Origin of the sequence: Microbacterium sp. NPDC058345 (genome assembly GCF_042723855.1) — a bacterium.
Lineage (GTDB): Bacteria > Actinomycetota > Actinomycetes > Actinomycetales > Microbacteriaceae > Microbacterium.
In genome coordinates, this window is sequence record NZ_JBHXIG010000003.1 from 118,269 (window position 1) to 129,317 (window position 11,049).

At 69.3% G+C, this 11,049-nt stretch carries 10 protein-coding genes; 4 read left to right on the forward strand and 6 right to left on the reverse strand.

The genetic code is table 11. The features are described from left to right. Positions 1-4: 4 nt before the first annotated feature. Both ACFWH5_RS12210 and ACFWH5_RS12215 read left to right on the forward strand, forming a co-directional pair. Complete coding sequence (locus ACFWH5_RS12210; protein WP_378834977.1) at positions 5-649, forward strand: phosphoribosyltransferase; 645 nt, start codon at positions 5-7, stop codon at positions 647-649. A 66-nt stretch (positions 650-715) separates the two neighbouring features. Continuing rightward, complete coding sequence (locus ACFWH5_RS12215; protein WP_378834978.1) at positions 716-2,428, forward strand: cation:proton antiporter; 1,713 nt, start codon at positions 716-718, stop codon at positions 2,426-2,428. Between the two features lie 268 nt (positions 2,429-2,696). Here the strand turns inward: ACFWH5_RS12215 and ACFWH5_RS12220 are convergent, their stop codons facing one another. Both ACFWH5_RS12220 and ACFWH5_RS12225 read right to left on the reverse strand, forming a co-directional pair. Next, entirely contained in the window at positions 2,697-4,151 is a 1,455-nt protein-coding gene (locus tag ACFWH5_RS12220; protein WP_378834980.1) for a dicarboxylate/amino acid:cation symporter, read from the reverse strand. A 204-nt stretch (positions 4,152-4,355) separates the two neighbouring features. Further along, positions 4,356-4,727 (reverse strand): DUF2695 domain-containing protein, encoded by a 372-nt coding sequence (locus tag ACFWH5_RS12225; protein WP_378835771.1) that lies wholly within the window; start codon positions 4,725-4,727, stop codon positions 4,356-4,358. A 165-nt stretch (positions 4,728-4,892) separates the two neighbouring features. On the opposite strand from ACFWH5_RS12225, the gene ACFWH5_RS12230 reads away from it, so the two are divergent. Next, the gene (locus tag ACFWH5_RS12230; protein ID WP_378834981.1) at positions 4,893-6,377 is read left to right on the forward strand and encodes a DUF222 domain-containing protein; all 1,485 of its coding nucleotides are present in this window, start codon (positions 4,893-4,895) and stop codon (positions 6,375-6,377) included. Positions 6,378-6,482: 105 nt separating this feature from the next. On the opposite strand, the gene ACFWH5_RS12235 is transcribed toward ACFWH5_RS12230, so the two are convergent. Genes ACFWH5_RS12235 through ACFWH5_RS12250 form a run of 4 tightly spaced genes read right to left on the reverse strand, consistent with a single transcriptional unit; the run spans position 6,483 to position 8,165 of the window. Further along, a complete protein-coding gene (locus ACFWH5_RS12235; protein WP_378834982.1) occupies positions 6,483-6,701 on the reverse strand; it encodes a hypothetical protein in 219 nt (72 codons plus the stop codon). Continuing rightward, the gene (locus ACFWH5_RS12240; protein WP_378834984.1) at positions 6,698-6,952 is read right to left on the reverse strand and encodes a helix-turn-helix domain-containing protein; all 255 of its coding nucleotides are present in this window, start codon (positions 6,950-6,952) and stop codon (positions 6,698-6,700) included. Before ACFWH5_RS12240 ends, ACFWH5_RS12235 begins: the two co-directional genes overlap by 4 nt. Further along, entirely contained in the window at positions 6,949-7,545 is a 597-nt protein-coding gene (locus tag ACFWH5_RS12245; protein ID WP_378834985.1) for a hypothetical protein, read from the reverse strand. Before ACFWH5_RS12245 ends, ACFWH5_RS12240 begins: the two co-directional genes overlap by 4 nt. Continuing rightward, positions 7,545-8,165 (reverse strand): hypothetical protein, encoded by a 621-nt coding sequence (locus ACFWH5_RS12250; protein WP_378834987.1) that lies wholly within the window; start codon positions 8,163-8,165, stop codon positions 7,545-7,547. The genes ACFWH5_RS12245 and ACFWH5_RS12250 overlap by 1 nt, the downstream gene beginning before the upstream one ends. Before the next feature lie 235 nt (positions 8,166-8,400). Here ACFWH5_RS12250 and ACFWH5_RS12255 point away from each other — a divergent pair, with 235 nt between their 5' ends. Then, positions 8,401-10,920 (forward strand): ATP-dependent Clp protease ATP-binding subunit, encoded by a 2,520-nt coding sequence (locus ACFWH5_RS12255; RefSeq protein ID WP_378834988.1) that lies wholly within the window; start codon positions 8,401-8,403, stop codon positions 10,918-10,920. Positions 10,921-11,049: the final 129 nt, after the last annotated feature.

Sequence of the window (11,049 nt, forward strand, 5' to 3'; positions counted from 1 at the left end):
CATCATGTGGAGCTTCGAGGACCGCACGGATGCCGGATGGCAGCTGGCCAGGAGGCTGAGCCAGCGCGCGCAGGAAGATGTCGTCGTGCTCGGGCTTCCTCGCGGCGGCGTACCGGTCGCGGCGCAGGTGGCGCGTGCCCTGGAGGCACCGCTCGACGTGCTGATCGTGCGCAAGGTCGGCGTGCCCGGGCATGAGGAGGTCGCCATGGCCGCCGTCGGCGAGGACGGTGCCGCGGTGCGCAATGATGCGGTCATCGCCGCCGCCGGAATCGACGAGCAGGCGCTCGCCGCGGCGGAGGATCGCGAGCGGGCGGAGGTGGAGCGCCGGTCCCGGATGCTGCGCGCAGGCCGCGCGGCCGAGCCGATCGCCGGACGGGTCGCGATCGTCGTCGACGACGGGATCGCCACCGGGGCCAGCATCCGGGCGGCGTGCGCGATCGCCCGCGCGCGGGAAGCGGCGCGCGTGGTGGTGGCGGTGCCCGTCGCGCCGCCGGACGTGCTCGACGACCTGCGTCGCGGTGCCGACGGCGCTGACGAGGTCGTCTGCCTGTCCGCCCCGCGCGACTTCATGGCCGTGGGGATGCACTACATCGACTTCCGGCAGACCTCCGACGAAGAGGTGGTCCGGCTGCTCGCGCCCGGCGGGTAAGACGCAGCCACCGTCGGGCGCGGCCAGTCCCCGTGACGCGTCGGTGCGCGGCATTAGCCTTACCGTATGGAAGCCGGCATCTTCATCATCATCGTCGGAGCCGTCGCCGTGGCGGCGGTGGCACGATCGAGAGGGTGGCCGGCTCCGCTGCTGGTGACCGTCGTCGCCCTCGCGGCATCCTTCCTGCCTTTCATCCCCGACCTCGCGATCGACGGACACCTCCTGCTCAATCTCGTGCTGCCGCCGCTGCTGTACTCCGCGGCGCTGGACGTGTCGTTCGTGAGCTTCCAGCGGAGCCTGCCGCAGATCCGCCGGCTCGGCATCGGACTGGTGGTGGTCACCGCGGTGATCGTGGGGCTGGTCGCCTGGTGGCTGATGCCGTCGCTGACCCTTCCCGGGGCGCTGCTGCTGGGCGCTATCGTCGCGCCGCCGGATGCCGTCTCGGCCGCCGCGATCGGCCGCAGGCTCGGTCTGCCGCGCCGGGTGATGACGGTGCTGTCGGGGGAGAGCCTCATCAACGACGCGACCTCGCTGACGATGTTCCGGGTGTTCACCGCGATCGTCGCAGGCTCCGCGGCGTTCCATCTGGGCGAGACCCTCTGGCAGTTCGTGCTGGCCGTCGTGGTCGGCGTGCTCGTCGGCGTCGTCCTGGGTGCCGGGCTGCACCAGCTGCGCATGCGGGTCAGCGACCCCGTCGTGCACGGCACGTTCGGGCTGCTCGCGCCGTTCGGCGCGTACGCCATCGCCGAGGCCCTGGGCGGCTCGGGCGTCCTCGCCGTGGTGGCGATGGGGCTGTTCGTCGGCTTCAACGCCCCTCGCACGAGCTACACCACCCGTCAGCAGGAGGCGCCGCTGTGGCTGTCGGCCGACTTCCTGCTGGAGTCGTTCGTCTTCGCGTACATCGGTCTGCAGCTGCCCCGCGTCATCGCCGACCTGAACGACGGCGACGTCGGCCCGGTGCTGCTGCTGTCGTTCGTGGTGCTGCTGCTCGTGCTCGTCGTGCGACCGCTGTTCGTCTACCCCGCCAGCGCGTGGGGCCAGTGGTTGACGCGGATGCGGTTGCGCAAGTGGGAGCGGGTGAAGGCGGTGCGCGGGCAGGTTCCGGTGCAACCGGCCCAGGAGCGGCGGCATCCGCTCACCGAGGAGCAGCTGCGGCGGCGCCTGGCGGAGACGAAGCTGTCGTGGCGCGACAACGCCGTGGTCTCGTGGGCCGGCATGCGCGGAGTGGTGACGCTCGCGACGGCGCTCGCCGCGGCCGACCTGGCAGGGCTGGACGACGGAGCCGCCCATGCCATCGTCGTCGTCGCGTTCGTCGTCACCGTCGGGACGCTGCTGCTGCAGGGACTGACCCTGCCGTGGCTGATCCGCCGGCTCGATGTGGTCGACGATTCCGAGGCGCAGGAGGATGCGCGCCAGCTGGCCGCCGTCCGGGAGCGCAGCCGGGAGGCGGGCAAGGCCTACCTGCGCTCGATGCGCCGGGAGTGGGCGAGCGAGCGGGGCGAGGGTGGGCTCGCTGCGTTCGACGCGTTCGCGAAGCGGCTGGTGAAGACGGAATCGGATGCCGAGCGGGACGACCTCGATGCGCAGCCGCGGCCGACCTACGAGCAGTTCGTCGCGCTGTCGAAGGGCTGGCTGACGGTGCGCAGGCAGGTGCTGCTCGAAGAGCGGGACGCGGGGAACCTCAGCGAGGAGGTCATGCACGAGCTCATCACGGCGATGGATGCGGAGGAGCTCGCGCTGGACACGCGGGGCGCCACCCGGCCGCAGTCCCGCGCGTGAGGGTGAGCGTGCGCTGTGTGATGGTGCGCGTGCGCTGAGGCGCCCGGCGGGCCGCGCACCGGCTCGGCGCGCGGGGGACGGGTGCACGCCTCTACGCCGAGTGCACCGCTTCGCGCCGAGTGCACCGCTTGATGGCGTTGACAGGCGGTGCACTCGGCGGCAGGCGGTGCACTCGACGGCGGCGGACTGACGCGAAGGCGCAGCGTGTACAGGAAGAGCGCCTCACCCCCCGGCGGGGGGGTGAGGCGCTCTTCGAACCGGGTGCCGGTCAGCGTGCGCCGACGGGCTCCTTGCCGGTCGGGTCGGACTCGCTGCCGGACTGCTCAGCGGCATCCGATACTGCGGCATCCGTCTCGTCGATGTCCTCGTCGGCGAACGGCAGACCGTTGCGCGGAGCGTTGTAGAGGTCCTCGTCGAGGATGCCCTCGCGCTTGGCGACGATGGTCGGGATGAGCGCCTGACCGGCGACGTTGACCGCGGTGCGGCCCATGTCGAGGATCGGGTCGATCGCGAGCAGCAGGCCCACGCCCTCGAGCGGCAGACCCAGGGTCGACAGGGTCAGCGTGAGCATCACCGTGGCGCCGGTGGTGCCCGCGGTGGCCGCGGAGCCGAGCACCGAGACGATCACGATCAGCACGTACTGGATGAAGCTCAGCTCGACTCCGAAGAACTGGGCGACGAAGATCGCTGCGATGGCCGGGTAGATCGCGGCGCAGCCGTCCATCTTGGTGGTGGCGCCGAACGGCACGGCGAACGAGGCGTACGAGGTCGGCACGCCGAGGTTGCGCTCGGTGACGCGCTCGGTGAGCGGCAGGGTGCCGATCGACGAGCGGCTCACGAAGGCGAGCTGCACGGCGGGCCAGACGCCCGAGAAGTACTGCTTGATCGACAGCCCGTGGGTGCGGACCAGGATCGGGTAGACGACGAAGAGCACCAGAGCGAGGCCGATGTAGATCGCGCCGGCGAACCAGGCGAGCGAGGTGAGCTTGTCCCAGCCGTACTTGATCACGGCCGAGCCGATCAGGCCGAAGGTGCCGATCGGGGCGATACGGATGATCCACCACAGCACGCGCTGGATGACCTTGAGCAGCGACTCGGTGAAGACCAGGAAGGGCTCGGCCTTCTTGCCCGCCTTGAGGGCGGCGATGCCGACGACCGCGGCCACGACGATGACCTGCAGGATGTTGAAGCTGACGCCGGTGGTGGCTGTGCCGGCTTCGAGGTCCAGAGACGTCGAGGCGCCGATGCCGAGGAAGTTCTGCGGGATGAGTCCGAGCAGGAAGTTCCACCAGGTGCCGACGGCGTACGGTTCGCCGGGCTCGAGGCCGGCGCCGGCGCGGGAGCCGGGCTGGATCACCAGGCCGAGCCCGATGCCGATCGTCACGGCGATGAAGGCGCTGATCGCGAACCACAGCAGCGTCTGACCGGCCAGGCGGGCGGCGTTCTGCACGCGACGCAGGTTCGAGATGCTCGCCACGATCGCCGTGAAGATCAGCGGCACGACCGCGGCCTTCAGCAGCGTGACGTACGAGCCGCCGATGCGGTCGAGCGTGTCGGAGAGGACGGTCGGGTTGTCGTCACTGGCGCCGAGGTTGCGGCCGATGAGGCCGACGGCGATGCCGAGGATGAGGGCTGCGATGATCTGGAACCCGAAGGAGGTCAGCAGCTTGCGGACGGGTCCTCGGGTGTCTGGCGCCTTCTGCGCGCGCGCTGTGCTTGTCACGGGATCTCCATGTCTTTTGCGCGCACGGTGCGCGCCATGGGACACAACGTTAGGAGCGCTCAGGAATTCCCGGACGGATGTGACGAAGGATGACGGATGCCGTGGAGCATCCGCGTTTCCGAGTCGAGGTCCGGTCGCCTCGCCGTGAGCGCAGTGATGAGGCGAAACGCTCGATCATCTTTCGCAGCGGGTCGACGGTGACGGTCACCAGCGTCTCGACCGCTCCCACAGATCGCACGGCGCCGTGCTGCCGCGTCGTACGCCCCGGCAGGGAAAGACTTCGTCGGACCTCGACGTGTACACGTTCCACAGGATCTCGCAGTCGCAGCATCCGCCGCGGTCATGCATCCGACGCTCCAGCGCGGTTGCGCGCGGAGCTTTGATGTCGCGATACCGCCTGGCCAGGCGCAGCGTGCCGTCGCACGGAGCGGTGCGGAGCACGCGATCGAGATAGCACGGAAGGCATTCTGCGGGCTGCGGGGCGATCAACGCCGTCGCGAGGGAGCGGACGATGCCCTCGGCTTCAGAGATGAGTGATGTGTTCATGGCGGAGAGTATCGAACATACCTCCGACATTGCAGAAGCCGTGGGTGGCTCAACCGTGAATGCGTCGGGTGCGCGCACTACAAATGCCCGGCGCAGCGCGGTAGGCCTCGGTCAAGATCGAGCCGCGCCGAGCGGAGTTGTCCACAGGTTGACGAACGCCCCTCCGAATGTCGGAGGCCCGTGCCAGCATGAAGTATGGTAACTTTCACCGAGGTCGCAGCCTTGGTCCCGACGGCGGGATCGCGGCTCGGTGAGGGCGCCACCGTCGAGCGCGCGCAGGCAGTCGTGCAGTCCATGACGGATGCTGATGCTGTCGCTGTGCTGCGCGAGGCCGCCGAGGTGGCGGCCCACGCCGAACAGCTGAGAGTGATCGCCGCGGGGGTCATCGCGACGAGGTCACGTCGGGACGCCGGCCACACCGGACTGTCGCAGACACGTGGCCATCGGACGCCGGTCTCGCTGGTGCAGCAGATCACCGGTGCGACCAAGGCCGAAGCCGCGCGGCACGTGCGGGTCGGCGAGGCGCTGATCGGCGTCGACGCCGCGGCATCCGCCATCCCCGACGTCGCGACGCCGTCGTCCGCTGCACCCCTCGACTGGCGCGAGCCTCTGCGCGCCGCGATGCGGAGCGGTTCTCTCACGTCGGCGCAGTTCGATGCGATCCAGCGCGGGCTCGGCGAACCCCCTTCCGCTGATGCCGCTGATGAAGACGAGCGTTCCGCCGCCGACGCCATCGCCCACGATGCCTGGATGCAGGCCGCACAGCAGTTGGTCGCCGAGGCGACCGAGCGCACCGTCGAGGAGCTCACGGCTGCCGGCCGGACGATCCGCGACATGCTCGACCCCGAGGGTGCCGAGATGCGCTACCTGCAGCGCTTCGAGCGACGCTCGTTCCGCACCTGGATCGACCAGGACGGCATGCGTCGTGCCAGCCTCGCGCTCGATGACGAGGGCGGCGCCTTCCTCGACGCGATCCTCTCATCTGCTCTGCGTCCACGCCGCGGCGGACCGCGCTTCGTCGACTCGGACGAAGCAGCACGAGCAGCGCAGCTCACCGACGACTCGCGCACCATGGAGCAGCTCAGCTACGACCTCCTGCTCGACATGCTGCGTGCCGGCGTGCTCGCCGAACCGGCCGAGGTGTTCGGCACTCGACAGGCGGGCGTGCGGATGGTGCAGGTCGTGGACCAGGCCGGGGTCGCGGGCCCCGTCGCTCTCACCGAAGACGCACTGTCAGCGCTTCCGGCGGCCACCGTGCAGCAGCACGTCTGCGACGCAGGCATCGTGCCGGTCACCGTCGACGCCTGTGGCAACCCGCTCGACGTCGGCCGCGAGCAGCGGCTCTTCACGCCACGTCAGCGCATCGCGCTCGCCCTGCGAGATGGCGGCTGCATGTGGCCCGGCTGCGATCGGCCCGCCTCGTACTGCGAGGCGCATCACATCGACGAGTGGGCGGCCGACGGTGGGCGCACCGATATCGATCGCGGGATCCTGCTCTGTCGGTTCCACCACATGAACCTTCATCACGGCGGCTGGCGCATCACTCGCGAAGGTAGAGCCGATTTCGTGCTGCACCATCCCGACGGTGAGCAGTTCGTGCTGCGCCGCCGCGCGGTCCTGACTTACGCCTGGGCGGGCATCGATCCGCCGCCGAAGAGATTCCGGCCTGCCGCCGCGTGACCGGCGAGATCCCTCGGATCGTGCGTGAACGATCCGGGCGGGAGCGACCGATTCGACGAGCCCGCTGCCCGTCGCCCCGCCGCAAGGCCTGCCAGGGGAACTCACTCACGGTGCGTTGCGCGGATGCTGCTTGGCGGCGGGCTCGTTGCCGCGCCGGTAGTTGCCGGTCCAGCGCGCCATCGCACCTTGCGGGTCGGATGCGACATCCTCCAGAAACTCCTCGGCGCGAGCGCCACGCAGCACCGTCGCCTTGCGGCCGTGATGCGTGAGGACGACGCTGCCGTCGCTCCGCACAGTGAACTCGAACCCGTGCGCCGAACTCATCGCGCCTTCCCGCTGGGAGCCGGCGCCAACACCAGCAGATCGCCGACCTCGCATTCGAGCGCTTCGCAGATCGCGCGCAGCGTCGAGTACCGGATCGCCCGCGCCCTGTCGTTCTTCAACACCGACAGGTTCACGATGCTCACGCCCACTCGGGCGCTCAGCTCGGTGAGAGTCATCCGCTTCTCCGCGAGCAGCTCGTCGAGCCGGCAGTGAATGCCGGTGAACTCCTCGTCACTGTCCGCGGGGCTCACACCAGCCCCTCCGTCTCGCGCTGCAACGCCGACCCACGGCCGAATGCGAACCCGATGAGCCCGAGCGCGCCGATGATTGCGAAGCCCATCCAGTAGCTCAGCGGGGTCCAACTGCCGATCTCGCCGTACCCCGCTGTGCTGCGCACGCTGCGCGCGATCGCGCTGTCCAGCAGATAGCAGCCCGTGGTGCCGATCAGCACGGCTACCGAGATCGCTGTCAGGAGACGCTTCGACCGGCGCGAGAACGATCGGCCGCCGGAGATCTCGAGGGCGAGCGCGACGCACGAGACCACCACCGCGGCGCCCGCGACCGCCGCGAGCACGATCGTCGCGACGATCAGGGCGGTGAGGCCGGCATCCGCATCCGGCACGATCACGATCGCCTGCGTCACCTGCACGGAAGCTCCGGATGGCGACGCGGAAGAAGCGTCTTCCCCCGGAAGCGGCACCTCGACCGCGAGCCCATCGGCGGTGAACGTGGTCAGGAACCGATTCGCCGCGACGAGCGCGATGCCCACGACCGTGAGCACGGCGACGACGACCGTGCCGATGAGCCGCCCGCGGGTGAACCTGTCCCGAGATGCGCCGTTCATCACACCAGTCCCTCCGTCTCGCGCTGCAGGCGCGTGCCCCAGCTGAAGGCCATCGCGACGAGCGCGAGCGCGAAGCCCCATCCGAGCGGAGCCAGGTCGAGATCGAGCGAGAACGCGGCGAAGAAGTCGTACACGCCGTCGTCGGATGCCGCCAGCCGATCGACGATCATCGCGCGGGCGATCGCGCCGAAGATCTGACCGAACAGGCCGCCCGCCGCGACGAGGCAGGCGGCGACGCCGATCGTCGTCGACATGGTCTTCCGGAACGGACGTCCGCGGATCAGCGAGACCCCGAGCCACCACGCGACCGCGCACACGCCCACCGTGGCGAGCGCGGGCAGCGCGCCCTCCAGCAGCAGCATCCATCTAGCACCGGCCGACAACTGCTCGACCACGATGTCCGTCTGCGAGTACACGGCGGTGCGGATGCCGTCGAGCGCACCGACCGCCGCGGCGTCGCCGCCGTCGGCCGGCATCCGCACGGTCACCTCGGCACCGAAGACCTCGAACGCGCCCCGGACGACGGCCACCAGCGCGGCGATCGCGACGCTCACCGCCCCGGTCGCGATCAGTCCGAGGCCGAAGCCGTCAGCGCGGGAGACGTTGCGTGTGCGATTCATGCTCACTTCTCGCTTCCATATCGACAGTCGTTGTTATCGCTTGTCGTTAACATAACGACAGTCGATAAACGTGTCAACACCGACCCCGACACCGGGCCGACCCACCTCGCGCATGTCACGGAAATCAACCCCGCTATGCCGAGGGCGAACACGGCCTTGCCGCATCCGCGCGCTCGTTACGCTCGATGTACAAGGCGCTACCGCCGCTTCGCCGCGTGCGAAAGGAAGTCACAGCATGTTCGAGAGATTCACGGACCGAGCCCGTCGAGTGGTCGTCCTCGCCCAAGAAGAGGCGAAGATGCTCAACCACAACTACATCGGCACCGAGCACATCCTGCTCGGTCTCATCCATGAGGGTGAGGGCGTCGCCGCCAAGGCGCTCGAGAGTCTGGGCATCTCGCTTGACGCCGTGCGCGAGCAGGTGCAGGACATCATCGGCCAGGGCCAGCAGCAGCCGACCGGCCACATCCCGTTCACCCCGCGGGCCAAGAAGGTGCTCGAGCTGTCGCTGCGCGAGGCGCTGCAGCTCGGTCACAACTACATCGGCACCGAGCACATCCTGCTCGGCCTGATCCGCGAGGGCGAGGGCGTCGCCGCCCAGGTGCTCGTCAAGCTCGGCGCCGACCTGAACAAGGTGCGCCAGCAGGTCATCCAGCTGCTCTCCGGCGCTCCGGGCCGTGAGCCCGCATCCGTCGGCGCGACCGCGAACGAGAACCAGCAGGCCGCCCAGGGCGGATCGCAGGTGCTCGACCAGTTCGGCCGCAACCTCACCCAGGCCGCCCGCGAGAACAAGCTCGACCCGGTCATCGGCCGCGAGAAGGAGGCCGAGCGGGTCATGCAGATCCTCTCGCGCCGCTCGAAGAACAATCCCGTCCTGATCGGTGAGCCCGGCGTCGGCAAGACCGCCGTGGTCGAGGGCCTCGCCCAGGCGATCGTCAAGGGCGACGTGCCCGAGACGCTGAAGGACAAGCAGCTCTACTCGCTCGACCTCGGCTCGCTGATCGCCGGTTCCCGCTACCGCGGAGACTTCGAGGAGCGCCTGAAGAAGGTCACCAAGGAGATCCGCACCCGCGGCGACATCATCGTCTTCATCGACGAGATCCACACCCTGGTGGGTGCGGGTGCCGCCGAGGGCGCGATCGACGCCGCCAGCATCCTCAAGCCGCTGCTCGCCCGCGGTGAGCTGCAGACCATCGGTGCGACCACGCTCGACGAGTACCGCAAGTACTTCGAGAAGGATGCCGCGCTCGAGCGCCGCTTCCAGCCGGTGCAGGTCAATGAGCCGACCCTGCCGCACGCGATCAACATCCTGAAGGGGCTGCGCGACCGCTACGAGGCGCACCACAAGGTGCAGATCACCGACGGCGCGATCGTGGCTGCGGCGAACCTCGCCGACCGCTACGTCTCGGACCGCTTCCTGCCCGACAAGGCGATCGATTTGATCGACGAGGCCGGTGCGCGTCTGCGCCTGAGCATCCTCTCCTCCCCGCCCGAGCTGCGCGAGTTCGACGAGCGCATCGCCAAGGTGCGTGAGGAGAAGGAGGCCGCCAGCGAGGAGCAGGACTTCGAGCGGGCCGCCGCGCTGCGCGACCAGGAGAAGGAGCTGCTCGGCGAGCGGCTGCGGCTCGAGAAGCAGTGGCGCGCGGGCGACGTCCAGTCGCACGCCGTGGTCGACGAGGGACTGATCGCCGAGGTGCTCGCCCAGGCGACCGGCATCCCGGTGTTCAAGCTCACCGAGGAGGAGTCCAGCCGCCTGGTCTTCATGGAGAAGGCGCTGCACCAGCGCGTCGTCGGCCAGGAGGAGGCGATCGCCGCCCTGTCGCGTACGATCCGCCGTCAGCGTGCCGGACTCAAGGACCCGAAGCGCCCCTCGGGCTCGTTCATCTTCGCCGGTCCCACCGGCGTCGGAAAGACCGAGCTCGCCAAGGCGCTCGCGGAGTTCCTCTTCGACGACGAGGGCGCACTGATCTCGCTCGACATGTCGGAGTTCGGTGAGAAGCACACCGTCTCGCGTCTGTTCGGCGCCCCTCCCGGGTTCGTCGGCTTCGAAGAGGGCGGTCAGCTCACCGAGAAGGTGCGCCGCAAGCCGTTCTCGGTCGTGCTGTTCGATGAGATCGAGAAGGCGCACCCCGACATCTTCAACTCGCTGCTGCAGATCCTCGAAGAGGGTCGTCTGACCGACGGTCAGGGACGCATCGTCGACTTCAAGAACACCGTGATCATCATGACGACGAACCTCGGTTCGTCGGCGATCGCCGGTGGTCCGGTCGGCTTCCAGATCGAGGGCAACGCGCAGACCACCTACGAGCGGATGAAGGGCAAGGTCGACGAAGAGCTCAAGCGGCACTTCAAGCCCGAGTTCCTCAACCGCGTCGACGACATCATCGTCTTCCCGCAGCTCAACAAGGACGAGCTGCGCCAGATCGTGGGCCTGTTCACGAAGCAGCTCGGCGACCGCCTGCTCGATCGTGACATGACGGTGGAGCTGTCGGATGCCGCGAAGGACAAGCTCATCGACATCGGGTTCGACCCCGCACTCGGTGCCCGGCCGCTGCGCCGCGCCATGCAGCGCGAGATCGAGGACCAGCTCTCGGAGCGCATCCTGCACGGCCAGCTGAACGCCGGCGACCACGTGAAGGTCGACGTGGTGGACGGCAAGTTCGACTTCCAGCACGCGCCGCGCGGCGAGAAGGTCTCGGTCGGTGTGAACACCGGCGGCGGCATCTCGGCCACACCGGACCTCGCTGCCAGCTGAGTCGACGGATCGATCGGACGAGGGGCGGGGGGGGGGGGGGCAAGCCGCCCCCCCGCGGGGGGGGGGGCAATTCGGCCCACCCCCCGGCCGGCCCCCCCCGCCCGCCCCCCCCCCGGGCGTTAAACCAAA